The following is a 21,811-nucleotide window of genomic DNA, read 5'->3' as shown; positions in this document are numbered from 1 at the left end:
CCTAGATATTATATAGAATTTTACTTAGTTTTACAAATGATTTCCTGTAGATTTCGACATTTTTCCTTACAGAATTTCTAACTATTCTTAGACAAATTTGCCCCTTTTCCGCTATAATGGAAGGTAGATAATTTCAGAAAATAAGGAGCTCCTATGCGTTTTAATCAATTCTCATACATCCCACAAAATCGGGAAACCATTGTAAACGAACTCCATTCTATCGGCTTTGCGGTCGATAGTCAAGCAGAAATAAAAGAAATCCTGGAAATTTTTGTAAGAACCTGTCATTTTCTGACAACCAACACAGACTTTGCCCTGTCCAATATGATTGCAGACTGGGAGACAGACCTCTTGACCTTCTTTCAGTCGGACCGCCAAGTCACTGCGGAAGTTTTCTACCAAGTAGCCTTTCAATTGCTGGGCTTTGTGCCAAACTTTGACTATACTGATGTTGCAGCTTTTGCCGAGAAAACCAATTTCCCAATTGTCTTTGGCGACATCATTGAAAATCTCTATCAGCTACTCAATACGCGCACCAAGTCAGGCAATACCTTGATTGACCAGCTGGTAGCGGATGATTTGATTCCTGAAGATAATGCGTATCATTTCTTCAATGGCAAAGCCCTTGCGACCTTCTCGACCAAGAATCTAATTCGCGAGGTCGTCTATGTCGAAACGCCTGTGGACACAGCAGGAACTGGGCAGACGGACATTGTCAAGGTTTCTATTTTACGTCCTCACCACGAGGGGGGCATTCCCGCTATCATTACCAATAGCCCTTATCACCAAGGAACCAATGATGTCGCAAGCGATAAGGCTCTTCACAAAATGGAAACGGAGCTGGCTAAAAAGACTCCCGGCAAAATTGAGGTGGGCACACCAAGCTACAAGACCCTTGAACTAGACCAGCGTGACTTGCCGACAAGCCCAGCGACTGAAAAACTGGGACATATCGGCTCTTATTCACTCAATGACTACTTCCTATCACGCGGTTTTGCCAGCCTCCATGTTTCTGGAGTTGGAACTCTAGGCTCGACTGGCTACATGACATCTGGCGACTACCAGCAGGTTGAGGGCTACAAAGCGGTGATTGACTGGCTGAACGGTCGCACCAAAGCCTACACAGACCACACGCGCACCGTGCAGGTCAAGGCTGATTGGGCCAATGGCAAGGTTGCGACAACTGGCTTGTCTTACCTAGGTACCATGTCCAACGCCCTTGCGACAACAGGTGTTGACGGACTTGAGGTAGTTATCGCAGAGGCAGGTATTTCGTCTTGGTATGATTACTACCGTGAAAATGGTTTGGTGACCAGCCCTGGTGGCTATCCAGGCGAGGACCTGGACAGCTTGACTGCCCTGACCTACTCCAAGAGTCTGCAAGCAGGCGACTTCCTCCGCAATAAAGCAGCCTACGAAAAAGGATTGGCAGCAGAACGAGCTGCCCTGGACCGCACCAGCGGTGACTACAACCAATACTGGCAGGACCGCAACTACCTGCTCCAGGCTGATAAGGTCAAGTGCGAGGTCGTCTTTACCCACGGTTCACAGGACTGGAATGTCAAGCCAATCCACGTCTGGAATATGTTCCATGCCCTGCCAAGTCACATCAAAAAGCACCTCTTCTTCCACAACGGTGCCCACGTTTACATCAATAATTGGCAATCCATTGATTTCCGTGAAAGCATGAACGCCCTGCTCAGCCAAAAACTCCTTGGCCACGACAATGCCTACCAACTTCCGACCGTCATTTGGCAGGAAAATACTGGCGAGCAAAGCTGGACCACACTGGAAACCTTTGGCGGTGGACAAGAGGCTGTCTTACCACTGGGAACTGGAAGCCAGACCATTTCCAATCACTATGCCCAAGAAGATTTTGACCGCTACGGCAAATCCTACCCTGCCTTTCACCAAGACCTCTACGCAGGTAAGGCCAACCAAGTCAGCATGGAACTGCCTATAACGGAGGATCTCCTGATTAACGGACAGGTCACGCTGAAACTCCGTGTATCTTCTAGTGTAGCCAAGGGCCTCTTATCTGCTCAGCTATTGGACAAGGGAAATAAAAAACGTCTAGCCCCAATCCCAACACCGAAAACACGATTAAGTCTGGACAACGGCCGTTACCATGCCCAAGAAAATCTGATAGAGTTGCCTTATGTGGAGATGCCGCAACGCTTGGTGACCAAGGGCTTTATGAACCTACAAAACCGTACTGACTTGATGAAAATTGAGGAAGTGGTGCCAGACCAGTGGATGGACCTGAGCTGGAAACTGCAACCGACTATCTACCAGCTGAAAAAAGGCGATGTGCTAGAACTCATTCTCTACACGACAGACTTTGAATGCACTGTTCGGGATAATAGTGACTGGACTATTTCGATTGACTTGGACCATTCGACCATCCATCTCCCAAGACCATAAGACAAGAAAACGAGTTGCACCTGCAACTCGTTTTTGTATTTAGAATTCTTCAAAGTTCTGGTAAAGATAGTCCAACTCCTGAATTTCTTTAGCTAGCTTAGAACCGATTGTAGTGGACTTTACCAATATCCGATGATGCACCTCATCTACTAAACGTTGAGCAGAAATAATCTCTCCTCCACCAGCCAAGACTGTATCAACACCTGTAAACGGCCTGTGGGCAACAAGTTGTAATCCATAGCTGTTGGAAACCAATGTGTAGCCAGCTAAGCCTGTCTTGGCCTGATAGCCTTTTGCAAAGCCGCCATCAATCACCAACATCTGTCCATCTGCTTTTATGGGACTTTCCCCGATTTTCTCACGCACTGGTGTATGTCCATTGATAATGCGACCGTCAACAGTTAAACCAAACTCCTCTAAAATCAGTTGGCAAATATCTTTTTGATTGCGCAAGCGATAATAGGCATTCTTCTCCTCAAAGTGGGTCGTTTTATCAGAAATATAATATCGCTCAAAGGTCGTCATCGCTTTCTTTCCAAACAAAGAGGAACTTTCACCCACCCAGAGGTACCAAAAGAGGTCTGTCTCACGATCATCCTGAATTTCTGGATTCTTATAGGCCCTTCTAATGGATGCTTCATAAAAATCAAGCAAGTCCTTACCTGCATAAGCCATTCCATCTATTCTCAAAGACTTGAAATCTCCATTTTCGTGAAGAGGCAGGCAGCCATGAAAAAGCAAATTCTGATTGTAGACCAGGTACATACTACCTTTTTCAAATAAAAAATCAACATGGCGACGTAATTTTTCAGACTGCTGGAAACTGTGATTTAACTGTTGCAGAAGCGCTACTTCTTCCAAGCTGAGCTGGGTTGGTTCTTTTTGATCAATGGTTTCTGTGGTTAGACCATCCAATGGATACTCTACTCCGTTCAAACAAATGGTATTCGTAACAAAATCTACCTGACTCAAGAGTTTTCGATGGTTCAATTTAAACTCTGGTCTACGTTTGATTAACTGTTCTTCCAATTTAAATTGCAATAGTGCTGTTGACTGCTGCAATTGATTTAGTACAACTGACTCGGCTTGACTCAATACTTCCCCATCTAAAACTGGTTCAAAAGCTTGTTGATAAGAAAAATATTTTTGACTATAAGCGATTAAGGGACGCAAGTTAATCCCGTATCGTTCTTCCAATAATTCTAAATTATTATAGCGAGCAGCAATCCGAATCACATTTACTAAACAGACAAGTGAGCCCGAAATTGCCCCCATCCAAGTTATGTCATGATTGCCCCACTGAATATCAACCGATTGATGTTGGAGAAGGGTATCTAATATTCGATCAGGATCTTTACCACGATCATAGATGTCCCCAACTACATGCAAATGGTCCACATTGAGTCGCTGAATCAACAGTGATAGGGCCTCTACTAACTCTTCCAATTGATCTAATTGAGCGACTTTAGCTAAGATAGCGGTAACATATTTTTGCTTTGCAGCCTTGTTTTCACTCTCTGCCAGCAATTCTTCGATGATATAAGCAAATTCTTTTGGCATTGCCTTTCTAACTTTGGATCGACTATATTTTTCGCCTAAAAATCGGGTAAATTCCAGCATCAAAGGAAGGATAGCTAACAGACGAGTCTCTAGACCACTTTCGCCGAACTGGCTCACATCTCTCTCCATCTTTTCTTTTGGATACAGAATATATAAGGCGAGTTCCTCCAATACCCTTTTATCATTTTGTTCCGCCGCAAAACAATCATTGATCTTATGTTTTATAAGACCTGCTCCACTTCTCAACAAATAGTCAAATGCCTCAAATTCACCATGCAAATCACTGACGAAATATTCAGTCCCCTTAGGGAGATGCTGAATAGCTTCTAAATTGATGAGTTCTGTCATAACGGCTGATTTAGTTGGAAACTTTTCCTTGAGTAAACGATAGTATCTGTCCATTTCTTCTCCTTCCAGGGCAAAATTGAAAGCGGTTACTAATTTAGTCTAACTAAATTTTCCTCCGATTGCAAGAAAAGAAAACGAGCTGCACCTGCAACTCGTTTTTTTTACTGCCTATTTTTCTAAAGGATGAATAATCACACCTTGCACTACACGGTTTACGGTGCCTGTTGGGGATGGTGTATCTGGTAAGTTCTTACACTTGATGGCTGCCATGATAGACACTGTCTGTGCAAAGATGATGTAAGGGAAGGTCAAGAAGACATCTGGCAGGTCTGCTCCGCCTTCTGCGAGGACGAAATTTGGTGCCTCAGTGCCTTCCAATTTCGATGCAGAAAGGGCAACAATTCGCTCTGCTATTGCGTCCCCATGCACCTCATTCAAGAGGTCCACATCGTACTGACGTGTATAAGCATCATTTGAGACAAATTGGAAAATCAAGGTCTTGTCGTTGATAAAGGATTTTGGTCCATGACGGAAACCGAGCGGAGACTCGTACATGGTCGCAATCTTACCAGCGGTCAATTCCAAAATCTTCAGCTGAGCCTCGTGGGCAACCCCGTAGAAACCGCCTGCTCCCAGGTAAATCACGCGCTCAAAATCCAGATCAATAATCCCTTGGATGAAGTCCTCACGGTCCAAGACATCCTGGCCAAGGCGAGCTATGGTGTCGACCCATGCAGCTTTTTCTTCTTGGCTAGCTGGCGAGAAGACAAGCAGGGCCGTCAAGGACATACAGCTGTAAGAACCTGTCATGGCAAAGCCCTTATCGTTGGAGCCGGCTGGTTGCAAGAGCAAGAGATTGTCTGCATCTCCCTCTGCCGCTTGAGCCAATTTCCCTTCAGGTGCACAGGTAATGGTTACTTGGTAAAGGGTGTCAACCAGTGTCTTGGCAATTTCCACCGCTGCCACACTCTCTGGAGAATTTCCAGAACGGGCAAAGGATACCAGGATAGTCGGTACATCAGCCTGAAGATAATCATGCGGACGACCAACCAATTCTACCGTACCAATGGCTGAGAAGCGAATGCGTTTCAAGTCATTGACATTATTGAGGTAGTTGGCGATGCTCTGACCAACGAAGTCAGATGTCCCTGCCCCCGTCAAAATGACATGGACAAAATCATGTTTCTCCTTGATGTTAGCCACAAAGCGCTCTATGACTTCAAGCTTATCGAGATAGAGCTGGTAGGCCTCGCGCCAGAGTCCAGGCTGTTGGAAAATCTCACCCGCTGTAATATGGGCACCCAACTTTTCAAGTTCTTCTTTTGCTAAACGGAACATAGGTCCTCCTTGTTTCATCTGGTTATAACCAGTTTTTCTTTTATTATAAGCGATTTTTTCCACAAAGTCAACTTAAAGTAGGTTAATATTTTAATTTTCTCTAACTTTTTTCCTACTCAATTCGGCGCTTTTCATGCTATAATACTTCCAGAATACTTTTGGAGGAAAGACACTATGATGAATATGCAACAAATGATGAAACAGGCCCAGAAATTGCAAAAGCAAATGGAGAAAAGCCAGGCTGAACTGGCTGCAACCCAGTTTACAGGCACTTCTGCACAAGACTTGGTCACCGCAACTTTGACAGGCGACAAGAAATTGGTTGCCATCGACTTCAAACCTGAAGTTGTTGACGCTGACGACATCGAAACCTTGCAGGATATGACCATTCAGGCGGTTAATGCAGCGCTGGAACAAATTGATGAGGCAACCAAGAAGAAACTCGGTGCCTTCGCAGGGAAATTGCCATTTTAGAAAGGAGCACTCCCGTGTCCAACCTAGAACTCCTCCCTCTTACAGAGCAAGCACTCCGAACTATTTGGAAAATAGGATTCTCTGACGAAAAACCCTACTGGAAAGAGTTCGCAGCCCCCTATTTCGATGACTATCAGGCTTATAAAGACTTCACCAATTTCCAAGAATCACCGCGCTATCCTTGGTTCCAAACAGAAGAAGTTCGAGGCATCTTGGTAGATGGAGAGCCAATCGGAATGGTTAGTTATTATTGGGAAAATCAAGCTACACGCTGGCTAGAAGTTGGTATCGAAATCTATAATGAGAACCAATGGGGAAAAGGATTCGCAACCCTAGCCCTCCAGAAATGGATTCGTCAGATTTTCACAAGCATGCCAGAACTGGAACACATCGGACTGACCACCTGGTCTGGTAATCCTGGCATGATGCGGGTAGCTGAAAAGATTGGCATGCGAAAAGAAGGACAGATTCGCAAGGTTCGCTACTGGCAGGGATACTGCTATGACTCTGTCAAATACGGCATTCTCAGAGAAGAATGGCACAACTCCTAGGCTAGTATGAAGCTCTCAAAACTTACTTTCGATGGGAATTCCTTCCCATTTCACATTAAAAACGTGGGTTCCATCCGAACTCATGTTTTTTACAATCCATATAACAAAGACTCGACCTGCAAGAGGAACAAATCTGCATAGCGGGTGGTTGACCGCAGACTGTCTTCAACCCTCTGCAAGCTCTCAAGCTGGTCGGTGATAATCCCATCCACCTGAAGCATAGCCATTCGTGTCATTTCGTCCTCATCATTGGGCGTCCAGACATAGACCGACTTGCCGCGTAACCAAGACTTCATCATGAAATTTTGGTCCAGAGAAGTATATTCCATGGTGTAGCCATCCGCTACTGTCTGAGGATAGATACTGTTAAAGGGCAAAATCAGATAGGTTTTTAGCTGGGGCAGAACCTTCTCGATTTCTACAATGATCTGATAATCTAGCGAATGAAACTGATGCCCCTTGGCCAAGAGGCGTTTTCCATATTTTTTGACAAAATTCTTAGCTAAATCAGGACTATCTTGCTTGGTCTCCTTGATTTCGACCAGGAGTTTCTGACCCAATTGGTCTGCCTTATCCAGATAGGCATCGAAGGACGGAACTGGTGCAGACTGACCGTTTTCCGAGGCGGTCATGGAGGTCAACTCCTGCAAGCTATAATCGTGCGTACCTCCGGTATTTCCCGTCAAGGCCAACAAATTCGTATCATGCATGACGACAAACTGACCGTCCTTGGTCTCCTGAATGTCCATCTCCACAAAATCCGGCCTGAGCTGGGCAGTTAACTCCAGAGATTCAAGGGTATTTTGGACACCATTTTCATCATCCACACCTCGGTGAGAAATGGTCACTGGCAGGCTTTCAAAGGGATAATAAAGGCTGAGAGCCCCGTCCAAACCAAAGAGTAAGGCAGAGCTTACCACAATCAGCAAACGGAGGCGGTGACGCAGGCGCTTTCGTCGGTAGCTTGGTAAATGCTGACCAGTCAAGAGAGTCACAAACTTGGTCATAAACATGGCAATAGCCCCATAGTAGGTCAGCCTGAAGAGGATGAAGCTCAGCAAGGCCAGGGGATAGGCCAGGGAAGGCAGAGTCTTGTCCACCAAAAGCTGGAACAGATAGAGGGTGAGCCCAACACCAAGTATAACCAGACCAGGCAAGGTCATTGTCCACAAGAGGCGGGCGTAGGCTACCAACTGCTGCCACCCCCGGGTTTGATTCCAGGAGTGGGCTACTGATTCCTTGACCCCTCGGTGTTCAAAATAAATCTTAGGTATAGCATACATGAGCCTAGCAGATAACCAAGAAAAGACCAACAAACTTAGAGCAATCACTAAGGCTACAAGATTGTTCTTTTCAAGATAATCCAACACAAACTGAGGAATGACTAGCTTATTAAAATAATAAATATTCAAAATCCTACGCAAAAAGGGCAATAACACCGTTGCATAGCATAGGAGAAAGCTAATTTTAGGGAGACTGGTATGGCTGATAATCCCCACCATATCCCGTCCAACATCCTTAATATAATCTCTCAAATGCTTGACCCGATTGTCCAACAACTGCCTAACCCCAGTAAAGATGAGGGCAATTTCCAGATAGGCAACCAAGATATTTAGAATGACCAGCAGGGCAAAAAGAACAGTAACAAAAAGATTGCTAGATAGGACTTGGAGGACATTTGTTGGAGATAGGTAGGCATGGCCTGTCAGCGACAGAAGAAATTCTGCCAACCAGGAATTGAGCGGAATCCATACAAACTCCATAACAGTAAAGGAGACAAAAAACAAGAGCAGGATTTTATCCAGATTATAATAAACCTTTTGAAATTCACGACGTATTCTATCCATAGACCTAGTGTCCCATAATTCAAGGAATTTTTCAAGCCAAGTCAGGTGAGAAGGCGACAAGATAAAAAGCTGGATACAAAATCTTTTCGAATAAAAGTATAGAGATAAATAACTAGTTGGCGCTGTTCCTGAGATAAATAGATTTGCCTATTGCTAAACAACTGAAATATTTGATCCTTACTCTTTAATAACGAGTCTGGAACACTATAGTATTCCTCATTAAAATCTATAGAGTCTAATGACTGCTCTTTTAATAACTGATTGACAATTTCGATACTGGATTGAAGTGTGCCTTTGTCGATTCCCGTCTGAATACTTAATTCATATAGGTTCATTTGACTAGTAGCAAATAATTCCATGAGGATTGCAAGTGTACGATTATCAATCATAAGTTCCTCCTTAATAGCATTGTAAACCCTTTCAAAAACAATTTCTACCCAATTTGAGCCCAATTTACTTCTCTTGTAATCAAATTCCGACTGGGCTCAAGAATGACTAATAAACATAATACCAGCTAAATTTGGCAGATGGTAAAGATTAAAAGAGTTTGGAAAACGCCAAACTCTTCTATAATACTAATTCTTATCATATTGATTGATACAGGTCATACGCCTATATCACCCAAACACCTTCTGTAGGACTTCGCCAATGGTTGTCACGCCGACAACATTGATTTCCTTGGGCACCTTGATACCTGTCAGGGAATTTTTAGGAGCATAGACCTTGGTAAAGCCCAATTTAGCGGCTTCGTTAATCCGTTGCTCAATCCGATTGACGCGGCGGATTTCCCCTGTTAGACCGATTTCGCCTATAAAGCACTCTTGTGGGTTGGTTGGCTTGTCCTTGTAACTGGAAGCAAGGGCAACTGCGACCGCCAGGTCAATAGCTGGCTCATCCAGTTTGACACCGCCAGCTGACTTAAGGTAGGCATCTTGGTTTTGGAGGAGCAGACCTGCCCGTTTTTCCAAAACCGCCATAATCAAGCTGGCACGGTTGAAATCCAAGCCTGTCGTAGTCCGCTTGGCATTGCCAAACATGGTCGGGGTCACCAGAGCCTGCACTTCGGCAAGGATAGGGCGGGTGCCCTCCATGGTCACGACAATAGCCGAGCCAGTCGCTCCGTCCAGACGCTCTTCCAGAAAGACCTCGCTGGGATTGAGAACTTCGACCAAGCCCTGCGACTGCATTTCAAAAATGCCGATTTCGTTGGTGGAGCCAAAGCGGTTTTTGACCGCCCGCAAGATACGAAAGGTGTGTTGCCGCTCGCCCTCAAAATAGAGAACAGTATCCACCATATGCTCCAAGGTCCGCGGTCCAGCCAGGGTTCCTTCCTTGGTCATGTGGCCGACGATAAAGGTTGCGATGTTGTTGGTCTTTGCAATCTGCATGAGCTCGTTGGTCACTTCACGGACCTGACTGACAGATCCTTGCACACTGGAGATATCAGGACTCATGATGGTCTGGATAGAGTCGATAATCAGGAAATCTGGCTTGATTTTCTCAATTTCGGTCCGAATACTCTGCATATTGGTCTCCGCATAGAGATAGAACTCACTGTCAATGTCCCCCAAACGCTCGGCACGGAGCTTAATCTGCTGGGCAGACTCTTCACCCGACACGTAGAGGACGGTGCCAATGGTGGACAGCTGGGTCGATACCTGCAGGAGCAGGGTGGACTTGCCAATCCCTGGATCGCCACCGATCAGGACCAAACTTCCCGGTACCACACCGCCACCGAGGACACGGTTGAACTCTTCCATGTTGGTCTTGGTGCGGGCTACTTGAATGGACGACACTTCATTGAGCTTCATGGGACGGGTTTTCTCACCTGTCAGGCTGACCCGCTCGTTCTTGACTTCGGCGACTTCCACTTCCTCGACAAAGCTAGACCAGGAGCCACAGTTGGGGCAACGGCCTAGATACTTGGGCGAGTGGTACTCGCAGGATTGACAGACAAAGGTTGTTTTTTTCTTAGCGATGATGATTTCCTCCTATTTCCCTGTCGAGCCAAATCCACCCGTCCGAACGCCGTCGGCCTGGTCGCCGTCAGCCAAGAGGAAGGGTGCAAAAACAGCCTGTACGATCCGCTCGCCAGCTTCCACCAACACGGTTTCTTCTGTGATGTTTCGCATCTGGGCAAAGATGTGGCCTTCGTTGGCTGGATTTCCATAGTAGTCGCCGTCGATAACCCCAACCGAGTTAATCAAAACCAGCCCCTTCTTGCGAGGGTTGGACGAACGGTCGTAGAGATAGAGGACCTCATTGGCCTGCATATAGGCCTTGACACCCGTTGGCACCAGCTTAATCTCACCTGGCTCCAAGCTGACGGTTTCTGCAGCCTTCAGGTCGTAACCTGCTGCATGGGCTGTCTCACGTTTTGGCAATAAATTTTCATCAGTAAACTGGCTGACCAGTTCAAAACCACGGATTTTCATAAAATCTCCTTATATCATTTTCTTCATTTTATTCATTGTATTCATTCGCATTTTTCATCACAAATGCAAAAAGGGTTGTTAAAGGAAAGGCATACTCGTCATCAAAGTGGGCTGCACGTAGCCACAAGTCTTGGTCAACCTTGCGAAGATAGACACTACGAGGGAAGGTGAATTCTTCTTCCAACTGAGGCGACAGCAAACAAATGGCTCCATCTGGTGATTTTCCTTGGGAGAGTACAGTATCCTGGCTGACTTCCTGTTCCAACAAGGCCAACCGAAGATAAACTCCCAGAGGAGCTGGTGGTAATTGATAACCCATTTCCACGGCTCTCTCCTCTATCTGAGGAGCAGCCGCTTCCCTATCAAATCCCATGTCGGCTAGGCTGACAATCTCAACTAAACACTTCTGTTTCTCCACCACTTCTTGATAAGCAGGGTGAACTAGGTAGGTCTTGAAATAGTCGTTTATCAAAATTTTCTTATCATCTAAGTAGGCAAGGATTTCTTCTTTTTCTAGGGGAAACAATTCAACCCAAATGCTCTGTCTTTTCATAGGTCTATTATACAGGAAATACAGGGTAAAGCAAAACTCCAACCTAATGGCTGGAATCTTGATTTTATTCAAACACAAACTGGTTGTGGTAGAGTTCGGCGTAGAAGCCGTTGAGCTTGAGGAGCTGGCTATGGTTGCCTTGCTCAATCACTTTTCCATCTTTGAGGACGATGATTTCGTCCGCATTGAGAATGGTTTTGAGGCGGTGGGCAATGACGAAGCTGGTCCGTCCTGCGATAATGGCCTCCATGGCCTTTTGAATTTTGGCTTCTGTTACGGTGTCAACGTTTGACGTTGCTTCGTCCAAAATCAAGACTTGTGGATCTGTCAAAAGCGTACGGGCAATGGAAATCAACTGTTTCTGACCTGTTGAGAAGGCATTCTCATCATCGGTCACAAAGGTTTCATACCCCTCTGGCAAGCTCATGATGAAGTCGTGGATATGGGTAGCACGAGCTGCGGTTTCCACCATTTCCTGCGAAATGCTCTCATCACCGAAGCGGATATTGTCCGCAATAGTACCCGAGAATAGCACCGACTCCTGCAAAACGATACCGACCTTATCCCGCAAGCTGTCCAAGTCATATTCCCGAATATCGCGGCCGTCAAAGGCCACGCTACCACTATTGACATCATAGAAGCGGTTGATTAAGTTCATAATGGTTGTCTTACCAGACCCCGTCGGACCAACGACCGCCACCATTTTGCCCTTAGGAGCAGAGATAGACACCTTGTCCAAGACCTTCTGACCCGGCAGATAGCCAAAGTCGATGTCCTTGATTTCAACACCTTCTTTTAATTCGGTAAATAGCGGAGCGTTTTGAGGGCGAACTTCCTCAGGCTCATCAAACATTTCCTGAATACGATGAGCTCCTGTAAAAGCTAGCTGCAATTCTGCCCAGCTGGCAGCAACCTGCATGATTGGCTGGTAATACTGTTGCGAATACTGAACAAAGGTCACCACCAAACCAAGTGCGGCAGCTGTTTCCAGTGAGCTATCATTAAGGACAATGCTGGAGCCTGCAAAGATAACGACGGCCGTATTGACCAAGCTCATACCATTCATAAATGGGAAGAGGATCCCACCAAACAAGCGCCCCTTGAAGGTCGTACGACGGACTTCTTCATTGAGTTCCAAGAAACCATCAATCGTCTCTTCCTGCACACCCTGTACAATAATCGCTTTTTGTCCAGAAATTTTCTCGTCCATGTAGGCATTAAGCTTAGACACCGCAGCCTGCTGCAAGTCCGTGTATTTGCGTGATAAGCGAATGATAATCACTAGAGCAACCAAGGCAACTGGCGTAGAAGCAATGGTGACCCAGGCCAAGCGAGGATCCTGACGGAACATCATGATAACCATACCAACATAAAGGGCAATGTTGGTCACCACTTGGGTCAAGGACTGGTTAAAAGCGTTTTGGATATTGTCCAAATCACTGGTAAAGCGAGAAAGAATGTCCCCGTCCTTGTGGCTATCAAAGAAGGCAACTGTCAAACGTTCCAGCTTGCCAAACAAACCCTTACGCATACGGTTGGTCGAATGAGCCACGATACGCGTGAAGAGGAGAGTATAAATCAAGGAAGCCACAACCGTCGCCACATAGGCCATGAGAATGTTGAGCATAACCCCGTTAAAATCAGCTATGTCCGGCTTAAAACCAGTCTGTCCCATTTGCTTCGCCGCAAAATAAGCCTGACCAATTTTTCCCAATTCTGTAATGGCATTCCCCAGTAAAACCGGTGTCTTCACCTGCAAATAAGTCGCCGCAACAATAGCCACAAAAATCATAGCAAAGGACAGTTTATAACGTTTAAAATAAAACCAAAAGAAACGTAAAGTCTTCATTTATTCTTCTCTCCCTTTCTGTGTTTCGTAGATTTCACGGTAGACATCGTTCGTAGCTACCAGCTCGGCGTGGGTACCTTGGCCGATCAGACGACCTTCATCAAGTACCAAAATCTTATCAGCTTTGACAACAGAAGAAATCTTCTGGGCAACGATAACCGTCGTTGTCCCCTTCAAATCATGATTGAGGGCCTCTTGTACCAATTTTTCAGACTTGGCGTCAAGGGCTGAGGTCGAATCATCTAGTACCAAGACTTTTGGCTCAGAAATCACACCACGGGCAATAGACATCCGTTGCTTCTGACCACCGGAGAAGTTATTTCCCCGCTCCTCGACCTGGCTTTCATAGTTATCATCCAAACGGTCGATAAATTCCTTGGCCTGGGCAATACCTGCGGCCCGCTCCAAGCGTGTCAAGTCCGCCCCAGGCGCGCCCTGACGCAGGTTGTCTGCAATAGTACCCGAAAAGAGAATGGCCTTCTGCAAGACGATAGAAACCGTGTTACGAAGAGTATTTTGATTGACTTCTTTCAAGTCACGACCCCCGATAGAGACCGTCCCCTCCTGCGGGTCAAAGAGACGCGGAATGAGTTGGGCAAGCGTTGATTTACCAGCGCCCGTCGCTCCAACCACACCGACCATTTGGCCTGGCTCAATCTCAAAGGAAATATTTTTCAGAGTCGGCTCCGTGTCATGCGGATAGGTAAAGCTGACATTATCAAAGACAATCCGGCCTTCGAGTTCTTCATCTGCCACATCTTTAAAGGTCATAGCAGGCTCGGTATCCAAGACCTCGCTGATCCGTTTGATGGAAATAGCTGCGCGAGATGCCTGCATGCCCATGAAAGAGGCCATGATAATAGCAAACATAATCTGCATAAGGTAGCTCATGAAGGAAGTAAAGCCACCAATCGCCTCAAAATTCGTATCCACCATCCCAGATACCAGGTAGAGGGACAAGAAAATAGCCATGAAAGAAATAAACATCATCAAGGGTTGCAGGATTGAAAAACCATAACCGATAAAGAGGTTGAGGTCCAAGAGTTCATTAGACACAGACTTGAACTTATCGTATTGATTTTTTTCCTGTACAAAGGACTTGACCACACGGATACCGCGCAGATTTTCCTTGGCAATGCCGTTCATGCGGTCCATCAGAGTCTGGAATTTCCCAAATCGTGGACCCATAACCCCCATGACCACAGCCATAATCGCCATGATCAAAATAACCATCAGAACGATGACCCACCACAATTCAGGCATGGTCCGCACCGCCATGATGAAGGCTCCGACAAAGAGGAGGGGAACCCGTAACAAGATGGTAAAGAGCATCATGGTCAAGTTCTGAATCTGGCTGACATCGTTGGTCATCCGAACGACCAAATTCCCCGCATTAAACTCTTCCACATTTGCATAAGAAAAACTTTGGATTTTTCTAAAAGTTTTTTCGCGGATATCCGCCGAAACCCCCTGGGAAATCTTCGCTGCCACGATAGTATTGGCTAAACCAGCCAAAAGTCCAATCCCAGCAATAACCAGCAAGAGTTTACCGACTTCAACAATCTCTGTCTTGTCGTTGGTCAAGACAGCTGTCAAGACATCCTTCAAGTAGCTCGGCTGTAGCAGAGCAGTTGTCACGACCGTTGCCGTTAATAAAACCGAGGCCAAGGCATACCACTTATAACGCAGTATCGCTTCTTTAAACATTGTTCTTCTCCTTATATTCCTTAATATTATCAGATAATTGATGGGCCCACTGCTTCACCAATTGAAAATCTTCTTTTGTAATCTTATTAAACAATGATTGGTGCAGCTCCTGATGGAAGTCATCTAGGCGACTAACTTTTTCCTGCCCATTCGCCGTCAGGATAATCTGCTTGTAGCGCTTATCCTGCTTGGATGGAATGACTTGAATAAAATCATTTTTCTCCATTCGTTTGACCAGATTACTAGCAACTGACTTAGAAATTTTCATTTCTTTTTCAATATCCTTAACAAAGACTTCCTTGTCAGAACACTTAGCTAGATAAAGCAAGGCCCATCCCTGAGGACCAGCGAGATGCTCTACACCATGTTCCTTGGCAATCTTGTCACCAATCTGTTCCACCTGATTGAGCAGGGAACGAAATTCTGTTAAAAAATCTCCCATCGAAACTCCTTTCATTGTTAGTTAATGACCATGAGAATCATTATAGTTTTCTAGAGAACTATTGTCAAGCAAAATGAAACATTTTCTTTGTTTTCATAGATTTTTTCATTTTGTAAAAACCGACCTGTCCTTTTCCTGCAAGCCGCCTTTTTCGCTCTGCTATTTTCAAAAAAATTTTATATATGATATAATGGTAAAAACATGAATTCAGAGGAAGCATTATGGAAAAGCAAACCATTGCTATCTTGGGACCTGGCTCATGGGGAACAGCCCTAGCTCAGGTGCTCAATGATAACGGGCATAGTGTCCGTATCTGGGGAAATATCCCGGAGCAGATTGATGAAATCAATGAAAAACATACTAATACGCGCTATTTCAAGGACATTGTTCTAGACGAGAAGATTGTTGCCTACAAGGATTTGGCTGAAACGCTAGATGGTGTGGACGCTGTACTCTTCGTTGTTCCGACAAAAGTTACCCGTCTGGTAGCCAAGCAGGTTGCCGAGACCCTCAAGCACAAGGTTGTAGTCATGCATGCCTCAAAAGGTTTGGAGCCAGACAGCCACAAACGCCTGTCTCAAGTACTTGAGGAGGAAATCCCTGCTGACCTGCGCTCAGAAGTCGTTGTTGTCTCCGGTCCTAGCCACGCTGAGGAAACCATCGTCCGCGACTTGACCTTGATTTCTGCCGCATCCAAAGACATAGAGGCAGCAACCTATGTCCAAAATCTCTTCAGCAATCGCTACTTCCGTCTCTATACTAACAACGACGTAATCGGCGTAGAAACAGCTGGCGCTCTTAAAAATATTATCGCAGTCGGAGCCGGGGCCTTGCACGGGCTGGGCTATGGTGACAATGCCAAGGCTGCTATTATCGCTCGTGGCTTGACAGAAATTACCCGCCTCGGTGTCGCCATGGGTGCCAATCCTTTGACATACAGCGGACTGTCTGGCGTCGGTGATTTGATTGTCACCGGTACATCAGTTCATTCCCGCAACTGGCGGGCTGGAGACCTGCTTGGTAAGGGCGAGAAACTGGAAGACATTGAAGCCAATATGGGCATGGTCATCGAAGGAATTTCCACGACCAAGGCTGCCTACGAATTGGCCCAAGAACTCGGGGTCTACATGCCAATTACCCAAGCCATTTACAAGGTCATCTACCAGGGTGCCCAAATCAAAGATGCCATCCAAGAAATCATGTCCGGCGAATTCCGTCATGAAAATGAATGGCACTAATAAAATTGTTAATCATCAATAAAGTACAAGGAAAAATGTATGAAGAAAGTTAGAAAAGCCGTCATCCCTGCTGCTGGTTTGGGAACACGTTTCTTGCCGGCAACAAAGGCACTCGCTAAAGAAATGTTGCCGATCGTTGACAAACCAACTATCCAATTTATCGTTGAAGAAGCCCTTGCATCTGGCATTGAAGACATTTTGGTGGTTACTGGTAAATCAAAACGTTCTATTGAGGACCACTTCGATTCAAACTTTGAATTGGAATACAACTTAAAAGAAAAAGGTAAGAATGAATTGCTCAAACTGGTCGATGAAACAACTGGTATCCGCCTGCATTTCATTCGTCAGAGTCATCCGCGTGGCTTGGGCGATGCGGTCTTGCAAGCCAAGGCCTTTGTCGGCAATGAGCCTTTCGTTGTCATGTTGGGTGACGACCTCATGGATATTACCAATAAAAAAGCTGTCCCATTGACCAAACAATTGATGAACGATTTTGAAAAAACACATGCTTCAACCATTGCTGTTATGCCGGTTCCCCACGAAGAGGTGTCAGCCTACGGTGTCATTGCACCTCATGGCGAAGGTGTCAATGGCCTTTACAGTGTCGATACATTTGTGGAAAAACCAAAACCTGAAGATGCTCCATCTGACTTGGCCATTATCGGTCGCTATCTTCTCACACCGGAAATTTTTGAAATTCTTGAAAATCAAAAACCAGGTTCCGGCAACGAAATCCAATTGACCGATGCCATTGATACCCTCAACAAAACCCAACGCGTATTCGCTCGTGAATTCAAGGGCGCTCGTTACGATGTCGGTGATAAGTTTGGTTTCATGAAAACTTCCATTGACTACGCCCTACAACACCCACAGGTCAGAGACGATTTGAAACAATATTTGATTGACCTTGGTAAATCATTAGAAAAAACAAAGAAAAACTAGCAAATCGCTAGTTTTTTTCTTATACCAGATAAAAGATGCCCAACAAGAGAATGAATATAGCTAAATAACTAATAAAGCTGTAAAAGATTTGCTTACCAGAAAACAGATTTTTTTCCACAAGCGGTGGAAGAAAAATGACGACTAGGGCACCGCCGACCGCGCCACCGATATGACCTGCCATAGAGATCGAAGGTGTGAAGAGTCCAAGCACTAAGTTCATCCCCAAAAGCATCATGTAGCGTTGCCCAAGAACCTGTAAATAGCGACTGCGACTAAATTTTCTCAGGAGGGCCATAGCCGCAAAGAGGCCAAACAAGGAGGTCGACGCTCCCGCTCCGACCACTCCCGGAGTGAAAAAGAGAACAAAAAGATTGCCCATCATTCCCGACAGCATATAGAGCAAAAAGAAGCGGCGTGGACCAAACAGTCCTTCCAGCTGGTAACCCAGCCCAATCAAGGTGATACTGTTAAACAAAAAATGTTCCCAGCCGATATGAACAAAAATCGGCGAAATCAGGCGCCATAGCTGACTAGGATCCTGGCGTACCGCCTCTCCATACATACCGCCAAATTCAAAAATCGTATAGGCCGCGGTCGTCTGCCCAAAACGCAAGATTTGGATGAGCAAGAATACAGCCGTCGTCACAGCCAACAAGCCATTGGTCACAGGGTACCGTCTATCAAACATCTGTCTCAACAATCACTAACTCCTTTACTGCTTGGTCAAATATCTCCGGCTCAATAGCCAGTAGCTGAAAATCTGCCAAAGTCGACACCGTCTGCCCGTGAAAATCAGCTAGGTAGCGATCATAAAATCCGCCACCATATCCAATCCGAAAACCGGCCTTATTCCAAGCCAAACCGGGCACATGAATTAAGTTAATCACAGACTTATCCACAGGTTGTGAATAAGTTCCCGGTTCCCAGACACCAAAAGCCGACTTGACCAAATCATTAGGATTATATTCTACAAAATCCATCCGCCCTTGTGAATAGGTCTTAGGGATGAAAATCTGCTTACCATCCGCCTGTGCCTGCTCAATCAGATAACGCGTATTCCACTCATGTGGCATGGAAAGATAGGTGGCAAGAGAGGTTGCAGACTTGTAAGCCTCTGTCTCTACCAACAAATCAGTCATGGTCTGACTGCTCTTCTCCCGCTGACTCGAGGACAAAAACTTCAATTGAGCCAACATTTCCTTACGAATGATTTTTTTATCCAAAGAATATTCTCCTTTTCAGAAAAAAGGCTGGAAAACCAACCTTAGTTCACTTTCATTTTCAAAAATCCACTCAACTTATCCACAGCCAAGGGAAGAGCAGCCTCATTGGGATTGAGACGGGGATTGTGGAGGGGATAAGGCGTCTCCACTCCTAACCAGAACATGACCCCCGGTACCTTGTTGAGCAGATAACCAAAGTCCTCACCCGTCATGGCAGGTGGGCAGTCAATCATCTCAACTCCCTCCACACCATCAAAGTAAGTCATGAATTCATCTGCTAGTTTCGGATTGTTTTCCACAGGCAGATAGCCGCTTGGGTTGAGCACGATGTCTAGCTCTACACCAAAAGATTTGGCAATGCCTTCAGCCACCTCACGGACACGTTTTTGCACTAAAAGGCTCATGTCTTGCGTTAAGGCCCGAATGGTGCCGTGCAAAAAGGCCGTTTCGGCGATGACGTTATTGGTCGTGCCCGCCTGCATGTGCCCAAAGGTTACCACTGCCCCCTCTATCGGGTCCACATTGCGACTAACCACCGACTGGACTTGGGTCACAAAGTAGCTGGCCGCCACAAGGGCGTCATTTGCGGTATGGGGAAATGCTGCGTGGCCACCTTTTCCAGTAAACCGTATCTTGACTTCACAAGTGCCCGCAAAAAGGGTCGCACGGTTGGTGGCCATTTGACCAACTTTGAGGTCTGGTCGGACATGGAGCCCATAAAATTCATCTGGCAACCACTCACCAAAGGCACCTGCCTCATACATGAGCATGCCGCCAGCCAGATTTTCCTCTGCAGGCTGAAAGAGGAAGAGCAGATTATGCTTGGGTTGCTGCTCTGCCATTTTCTCCAAAAGCCCCAAGGCAATGGTCATGTGAAAATCATGTCCACAGGCATGCATACGGTCAGGATGGAGAGATTTGAAATCCAGCCCCGTTTCCTCAACGATAGGCAAGCCGTCAATATCCGTCCGCCAACCGATGGTTTTTTCCGGCGCAGAACCTGTCAGATGGACCAAAATACCCGTTTTCCAGGTCCGAACTTGAGCAAAAGCACAATTTTCCAGTAGCTGACCAATGACGTCCATCAAATAGGCATGGGTCTTGAACTCTTCCATCCCAATTTCAGGAATTTGGTGGAGAGCACGCCTAGTCGCAATTAAATCGAGCATGAACTACCTCTTAGAGTGTACGGAGAGCCTCTTCCAAGGCTGTTTTTTGTTGGGTTTGAGCGTCGATTTCTTTGATAATGCGGGCTGGAACACCTGCTACTACCACATTTTCAGGCACGTCTTGAGTCACAATGGCACCTGCCGCAACGACAGAACCGCTACCGATTTGCACGCCTTCGATGACAACGGCATTAGCACCGACCAAGACATTATCGCCGACGCGAACTGGGTCTGCTGACGCTGGCTCAATCACGCCTGCAAGCACTGCACCTGCACCGATATGGCTATTTTTACCGACCGTCGCACGACCACCAAGCACGGCACCCATGTCAATCATAGTCCCTGCACCGATTTCCGCACCGATGTTGATAACGGCACCCATCATGATGACCGCATTATCACCGATAGCAACTTGGTCCCGGATAATAGCCCCCGGCTCGATACGAGCGTTGATAGCACGCTTGTCAAGCAATGGTACAGCTGAGTTGCGAGCGTCATTTTCCACCACATAATCCACATTTTCCGTCAAGCCAGCCAAAAGCGGCTCCACATCCTTCCAGTCACCAAAGAGGACATTGCCCAGCTTGATGACAGTTGCCGGAACTTCTGCCACCAACTGACCTTCAAAGGTCACTTTCACAGCCGTTTTCTTCTCAGCATTGGCGATAAATTGGATGATTTCTTGAGCGTTCATTTTTGTTGCAGTCATAGTATTTCCTATCTAAAGATTATTTTTTACTATTATACCAAAAATTTTCAGAAAATTCGGGGAATATGGTTTGTAATATAGAACAAAACTTTGTAAAAGAAATTTCAACAGCGGCAAACATTAAAAACGAGAAGATTAAGCTGGTCCTCTCAAGAATATAGCTTTCGTCTACCCACTACAGTTGACAACGATCCTATCACAAAAAGGAACGTCGACAAATCAACGTTCCTTTCACAACTATACCGGCGGCCGGGGTCGAACCGGCACGTCCTTGCGGACACTGGATTTTGAGTCCAGCGCGTCTGCCAATTCCGCCACGCCGGCATATAGTTATAACTGGGGTAGCTGGATTCGAACCAACGCATGAGGGAGTCAAAGTCCCTTGCCTTACCGCTTGGCGATACCCCAATATTAAAATAGGCGAGTGAGGGGAATCGAACCCCCGAATGTCAGAGCCACAATCTGATGTGTTAACCACTTCACCACACCCGCCATAGAACACGGGCAGTAGGAATTGAACCCACACTGAAGGTTTTGGAGACCTTAGTTCTACCTTTAAACTATGCCCGTAAAGGTATGGAGAGAGAGGGATTCGAACCCCCGAACCCGAAGGAGCGGATTTACAGTCCGCCGCGTTTAGCCTCTTCGCTATCTCTCCAAAATATTAAGTTAATGGCGCGAGACGGAATCGAACCGCCGACACATGGAGCTTCAATCCATTGCTCTACCAACTGAGCTACCGAGCCAAAATTGCGGGAGCAGGATTTGAACCTACGACCTTCGGGTTATGAGCCCGACGAGCTACCTAGCTGCTCCATCCCGCGACAATAAAAAGGAGGATGTGGGATTCGAACCCACGCACGCTTTTACACGCCTGACGGTTTTCAAGACCGTTCCCTTCAGCCGGACTTGGGTAATCCTCCATAAAATATAGTCCGTACGGGATTCGAACCCGTGTTACCGCCGTGAAAAGGCGGTGTCTTAACCCCTTGACCAACGGAC

At 46.1% G+C, this 21,811-nt stretch carries 19 protein-coding genes and 9 tRNA genes; 5 read left to right on the top strand and 23 right to left on the bottom strand.

Annotation, left to right across the window (positions count from 1 at the left end; all coding sequences use genetic code 11):
• Nucleotides 1-153 precede the first annotated feature (153 nt).
• On the top strand, nucleotides 154-2,424 hold the full coding sequence (locus ACHBID_RS02590; protein WP_394731612.1) for a Xaa-Pro dipeptidyl-peptidase: 2,271 nt from the start codon (nucleotides 154-156) through the stop codon (nucleotides 2,422-2,424).
• A gap of 39 nt (nucleotides 2,425-2,463) precedes the next feature.
• Here ACHBID_RS02590 and ACHBID_RS02585 read toward each other — a convergent pair whose 3' ends face one another.
• On the bottom strand, nucleotides 2,464-4,386 hold the full coding sequence (locus ACHBID_RS02585) for a fructose-1,6-bisphosphatase (protein ID WP_394731611.1): 1,923 nt from the start codon (nucleotides 4,384-4,386) through the stop codon (nucleotides 2,464-2,466).
• A 114-nt stretch (nucleotides 4,387-4,500) separates the two neighbouring features.
• Nucleotides 4,501-5,670, bottom strand: coding sequence for an SIS domain-containing protein (locus ACHBID_RS02580; RefSeq protein ID WP_394731610.1), 1,170 nt, complete (start codon nucleotides 5,668-5,670; stop codon nucleotides 4,501-4,503).
• Between the two features lie 174 nt (nucleotides 5,671-5,844).
• Here ACHBID_RS02580 and ACHBID_RS02575 point away from each other — a divergent pair, with 174 nt between their 5' ends.
• Both ACHBID_RS02575 and ACHBID_RS02570 read left to right on the top strand, forming a co-directional pair.
• On the top strand, nucleotides 5,845-6,144 hold the full coding sequence (locus ACHBID_RS02575) for a YbaB/EbfC family nucleoid-associated protein (protein WP_105110617.1): 300 nt from the start codon (nucleotides 5,845-5,847) through the stop codon (nucleotides 6,142-6,144).
• 14 nt (nucleotides 6,145-6,158) lie between these two features.
• The gene (locus ACHBID_RS02570) at nucleotides 6,159-6,695 is read left to right on the top strand and encodes a GNAT family N-acetyltransferase (protein WP_162840657.1); all 537 of its coding nucleotides are present in this window, start codon (nucleotides 6,159-6,161) and stop codon (nucleotides 6,693-6,695) included.
• 89 nt (nucleotides 6,696-6,784) lie between these two features.
• On the opposite strand, the gene ACHBID_RS02565 is transcribed toward ACHBID_RS02570, so the two are convergent.
• From ACHBID_RS02565 to ACHBID_RS02530, 8 genes are all read right to left on the bottom strand, one after another.
• Nucleotides 6,785-8,542 (bottom strand): glycerophosphoryl diester phosphodiesterase membrane domain-containing protein, encoded by a 1,758-nt coding sequence (locus tag ACHBID_RS02565; protein WP_394731609.1) that lies wholly within the window; start codon nucleotides 8,540-8,542, stop codon nucleotides 6,785-6,787.
• 41 nt (nucleotides 8,543-8,583) lie between these two features.
• A complete protein-coding gene (locus tag ACHBID_RS02560; RefSeq protein ID WP_105110614.1) occupies nucleotides 8,584-8,931 on the bottom strand; it encodes a hypothetical protein in 348 nt (115 codons plus the stop codon).
• Between the two features lie 228 nt (nucleotides 8,932-9,159).
• Entirely contained in the window at nucleotides 9,160-10,527 is a 1,368-nt protein-coding gene (gene radA / locus ACHBID_RS02555) for a DNA repair protein RadA (protein WP_394731640.1), read from the bottom strand.
• A 6-nt stretch (nucleotides 10,528-10,533) separates the two neighbouring features.
• Entirely contained in the window at nucleotides 10,534-10,977 is a 444-nt protein-coding gene (locus tag ACHBID_RS02550; protein WP_105160257.1) for a dUTP diphosphatase, read from the bottom strand.
• A gap of 28 nt (nucleotides 10,978-11,005) precedes the next feature.
• Complete coding sequence (locus tag ACHBID_RS02545; RefSeq protein ID WP_394731608.1) at nucleotides 11,006-11,530, bottom strand: hypothetical protein; 525 nt, start codon at nucleotides 11,528-11,530, stop codon at nucleotides 11,006-11,008.
• A 64-nt stretch (nucleotides 11,531-11,594) separates the two neighbouring features.
• A complete protein-coding gene (locus ACHBID_RS02540; protein WP_394731607.1) occupies nucleotides 11,595-13,379 on the bottom strand; it encodes an ABC transporter ATP-binding protein in 1,785 nt (594 codons plus the stop codon).
• Complete coding sequence (locus ACHBID_RS02535) at nucleotides 13,380-15,086, bottom strand: ABC transporter ATP-binding protein (RefSeq protein WP_394731606.1); 1,707 nt, start codon at nucleotides 15,084-15,086, stop codon at nucleotides 13,380-13,382.
• Nucleotides 15,079-15,528, bottom strand: a complete 450-nt coding sequence (locus ACHBID_RS02530) for a MarR family winged helix-turn-helix transcriptional regulator (RefSeq protein WP_394731605.1) — start codon at nucleotides 15,526-15,528, stop codon at nucleotides 15,079-15,081. Before ACHBID_RS02530 ends, ACHBID_RS02535 begins: the two co-directional genes overlap by 8 nt.
• Before the next feature lie 221 nt (nucleotides 15,529-15,749).
• On the opposite strand from ACHBID_RS02530, the gene ACHBID_RS02525 reads away from it, so the two are divergent.
• Both ACHBID_RS02525 and galU read left to right on the top strand, forming a co-directional pair.
• Nucleotides 15,750-16,766 (top strand): NAD(P)H-dependent glycerol-3-phosphate dehydrogenase, encoded by a 1,017-nt coding sequence (locus tag ACHBID_RS02525; protein WP_105122344.1) that lies wholly within the window; start codon nucleotides 15,750-15,752, stop codon nucleotides 16,764-16,766.
• A 39-nt stretch (nucleotides 16,767-16,805) separates the two neighbouring features.
• Nucleotides 16,806-17,708, top strand: a complete 903-nt coding sequence (galU, locus tag ACHBID_RS02520) for a UTP--glucose-1-phosphate uridylyltransferase GalU (protein ID WP_105122343.1) — start codon at nucleotides 16,806-16,808, stop codon at nucleotides 17,706-17,708.
• A 19-nt stretch (nucleotides 17,709-17,727) separates the two neighbouring features.
• Here galU and ACHBID_RS02515 read toward each other — a convergent pair whose 3' ends face one another.
• From ACHBID_RS02515 to ACHBID_RS02455, 13 genes are all read right to left on the bottom strand, one after another.
• Nucleotides 17,728-18,396: a rhomboid family intramembrane serine protease gene (locus tag ACHBID_RS02515; protein ID WP_394720396.1), complete on the bottom strand. Its 669-nt coding sequence runs from the start codon at nucleotides 18,394-18,396 to the stop codon at nucleotides 17,728-17,730.
• Nucleotides 18,389-18,931, bottom strand: coding sequence for a 5-formyltetrahydrofolate cyclo-ligase (locus ACHBID_RS02510; RefSeq protein ID WP_105122342.1), 543 nt, complete (start codon nucleotides 18,929-18,931; stop codon nucleotides 18,389-18,391). Before ACHBID_RS02510 ends, ACHBID_RS02515 begins: the two co-directional genes overlap by 8 nt.
• Nucleotides 18,932-18,972: 41 nt before the next feature.
• Complete coding sequence (locus ACHBID_RS02505; RefSeq protein ID WP_394731603.1) at nucleotides 18,973-20,100, bottom strand: N-acetyldiaminopimelate deacetylase; 1,128 nt, start codon at nucleotides 20,098-20,100, stop codon at nucleotides 18,973-18,975.
• 10 nt (nucleotides 20,101-20,110) lie between these two features.
• Entirely contained in the window at nucleotides 20,111-20,809 is a 699-nt protein-coding gene (dapD, locus tag ACHBID_RS02500) for a 2,3,4,5-tetrahydropyridine-2,6-dicarboxylate N-acetyltransferase (protein WP_105111782.1), read from the bottom strand.
• Between the two features lie 240 nt (nucleotides 20,810-21,049).
• Nucleotides 21,050-21,133: transfer RNA gene (locus ACHBID_RS02495), tRNA-Leu, on the bottom strand.
• Between the two features lie 12 nt (nucleotides 21,134-21,145).
• A tRNA-Gln gene (locus tag ACHBID_RS02490) sits at nucleotides 21,146-21,217 on the bottom strand.
• 11 nt (nucleotides 21,218-21,228) lie between these two features.
• Nucleotides 21,229-21,301 (bottom strand) — tRNA-His (locus tag ACHBID_RS02485).
• Between the two features lie 7 nt (nucleotides 21,302-21,308).
• Nucleotides 21,309-21,379 (bottom strand) — tRNA-Trp (locus ACHBID_RS02480).
• 7 nt (nucleotides 21,380-21,386) lie between these two features.
• A tRNA-Tyr gene (locus tag ACHBID_RS02475) sits at nucleotides 21,387-21,467 on the bottom strand.
• A gap of 15 nt (nucleotides 21,468-21,482) precedes the next feature.
• Nucleotides 21,483-21,555 (bottom strand) — tRNA-Phe (locus ACHBID_RS02470).
• 4 nt (nucleotides 21,556-21,559) lie between these two features.
• Nucleotides 21,560-21,633: transfer RNA gene (locus ACHBID_RS02465), tRNA-Met, on the bottom strand.
• Between the two features lie 9 nt (nucleotides 21,634-21,642).
• Nucleotides 21,643-21,732 (bottom strand) — tRNA-Ser (locus tag ACHBID_RS02460).
• 8 nt (nucleotides 21,733-21,740) lie between these two features.
• A tRNA-Glu gene (locus ACHBID_RS02455) sits at nucleotides 21,741-21,811 on the bottom strand.

Source organism: Streptococcus sp. A25 (assembly GCF_043674095.1).
GTDB classification, from domain to species: Bacteria; Bacillota; Bacilli; order Lactobacillales; family Streptococcaceae; genus Streptococcus; species Streptococcus suis_V.
The sequence above is the reverse complement of the archived record's forward strand: the minus strand, read 5'-3'. Positions and strand labels throughout refer to the sequence as shown.

Coding starts and splice junctions, on each gene's coding strand:
- ACHBID_RS02580 (WP_394731610.1), bottom strand. CDS start 5,670: ATGTTCCGTTTAGCAAAAGAAGAACTTGAAAAGTTGGGTGCCCATATT.
- ACHBID_RS02525 (WP_105122344.1), top strand. CDS start 15,750: ATGGAAAAGCAAACCATTGCTATCTTGGGACCTGGCTCATGGGGAACA.
- ACHBID_RS02540 (WP_394731607.1), bottom strand. CDS start 13,379: ATGAAGACTTTACGTTTCTTTTGGTTTTATTTTAAACGTTATAAACTG.
- ACHBID_RS02565 (WP_394731609.1), bottom strand. CDS start 8,542: ATGGATAGAATACGTCGTGAATTTCAAAAGGTTTATTATAATCTGGAT.
- galU (WP_105122343.1), top strand. CDS start 16,806: ATGAAGAAAGTTAGAAAAGCCGTCATCCCTGCTGCTGGTTTGGGAACA.
- ACHBID_RS02515 (WP_394720396.1), bottom strand. CDS start 18,396: ATGTTTGATAGACGGTACCCTGTGACCAATGGCTTGTTGGCTGTGACG.
- ACHBID_RS02575 (WP_105110617.1), top strand. CDS start 5,845: ATGATGAATATGCAACAAATGATGAAACAGGCCCAGAAATTGCAAAAG.
- ACHBID_RS02550 (WP_105160257.1), bottom strand. CDS start 10,977: ATGAAAATCCGTGGTTTTGAACTGGTCAGCCAGTTTACTGATGAAAAT.
- ACHBID_RS02585 (WP_394731611.1), bottom strand. CDS start 4,386: ATGGACAGATACTATCGTTTACTCAAGGAAAAGTTTCCAACTAAATCA.
- dapD (WP_105111782.1), bottom strand. CDS start 20,809: ATGACTGCAACAAAAATGAACGCTCAAGAAATCATCCAATTTATCGCC.
- ACHBID_RS02505 (WP_394731603.1), bottom strand. CDS start 20,100: ATGCTCGATTTAATTGCGACTAGGCGTGCTCTCCACCAAATTCCTGAA.
- ACHBID_RS02545 (WP_394731608.1), bottom strand. CDS start 11,530: ATGAAAAGACAGAGCATTTGGGTTGAATTGTTTCCCCTAGAAAAAGAA.
- ACHBID_RS02535 (WP_394731606.1), bottom strand. CDS start 15,086: ATGTTTAAAGAAGCGATACTGCGTTATAAGTGGTATGCCTTGGCCTCG.
- ACHBID_RS02530 (WP_394731605.1), bottom strand. CDS start 15,528: ATGGGAGATTTTTTAACAGAATTTCGTTCCCTGCTCAATCAGGTGGAA.
- ACHBID_RS02590 (WP_394731612.1), top strand. CDS start 154: ATGCGTTTTAATCAATTCTCATACATCCCACAAAATCGGGAAACCATT.
- ACHBID_RS02560 (WP_105110614.1), bottom strand. CDS start 8,931: ATGATTGATAATCGTACACTTGCAATCCTCATGGAATTATTTGCTACT.